Genomic DNA, 1,047 nt, shown 5'->3' on the forward strand with positions numbered 1-1,047 from the left:
GCCACGGACGGCGGCCCGCCGGTGCAGCACCAGCAGGACGGCGAGCTGCACCAGCCGACCGGCGCCGGCCTGCGCGGGTCCGGCGTCGACCAGGACGACGACCCGGCCGCGGCCCGCGTCGGCGGTCGACTCGGGCGCGAGGTGGAGCAGTTCGCGGTCCGCGTAGCGGCGCAGGAACTCGTCCGGGGCCTCCTCGGCGAGCAGCCATTCGGAGGGCAGGAGTTGGTCCGGCCGCCCGGTCCGCGAGAGGCCGCCGTGGCCTTCGGGCACGCCGAGGAGGCCGGTGGCGTTCTCGTGCCCGCCGATGAGGGAATCCAGGCGGCGGAGCAACGGGGTGAGAGCGTGGGCGAGTTGAGGGCTCAGCGCGTCGAGGGTGGCCTCCCAGCCTGCGGGTGGGGCGGGTAGGTGGGTGGTCATCGCGGCGACCTCCGAGTACGGCAGGTGGCGCGCGCGAGGCCGCGGCGGCGCTGCGCTGCGCGCCCGGCTGCGGGCGCGCCGAGCGGGGCGTCCGGGCGCAGCGGCGGGGTGAGCGCGTCGGCAGGTTGCGTGCTGAGGACGTCGGGTGGTGCCGACACGTGGGTAGTCATCGCGGCGACCTCGGGTTGCGACACCTCGTGCCCACGAGACCGCCGCTACCCGGCGCCACGTGCCCGGCCTCGGGCACCCCGAGTACGGCGTCCAGGCACAGCAGCGGGCCGATTGTCACGGCCGGTGCCTGGCCGCCGGGCCGGGTCATCGTCCTGTCCTCCGTCATCCCACGTTCTCCAGAGCCGCCGGGTCCGTCCCGAGTGGTGGCCGGTCGGCCACCAGTGCGTGTTCCGGTACCAGCGCGCACAGTTGGCCGTCGGCCGCTCCGAGGGCGGTGCGCCACAGGTCGGAGGCGGGGTGTGGCCTGGCGGTGGTCGGCACCAGGAGGTCGCCGTCGAGGCCCAGGTAGCGGGCGCCGGGGGCCCAGGGCAGGTCTTCGGTGGCGCCGAGCACGAGCAGGGCGGTGGCGTCGGCGGCGACGCCGAGGCGGGTGCCCGCCGCAAGGCGGTCGCGGGTGGC

At 76.8% G+C, this 1,047-nt stretch carries 2 protein-coding genes; both read right to left on the reverse strand.

Annotation, left to right across the window (positions count from 1 at the left end):
- Positions 1–417, reverse strand: a 417-nt coding sequence (locus AB0O00_RS41305) for a hypothetical protein (RefSeq protein ID WP_363659795.1), incomplete at its 3' end; no start/stop codon positions are given.
- 333 nt (positions 418–750) lie between these two features.
- Positions 751–1,047, reverse strand: a 297-nt coding sequence (locus AB0O00_RS41310; RefSeq protein ID WP_363659796.1) for a hypothetical protein, incomplete at its 5' end; no start/stop codon positions are given.

Source organism: Kitasatospora sp. NPDC093558, assembly GCF_040683475.1.
In the GTDB taxonomy this organism is placed as follows: Bacteria; Actinomycetota; Actinomycetes; order Streptomycetales; family Streptomycetaceae; genus Kitasatospora.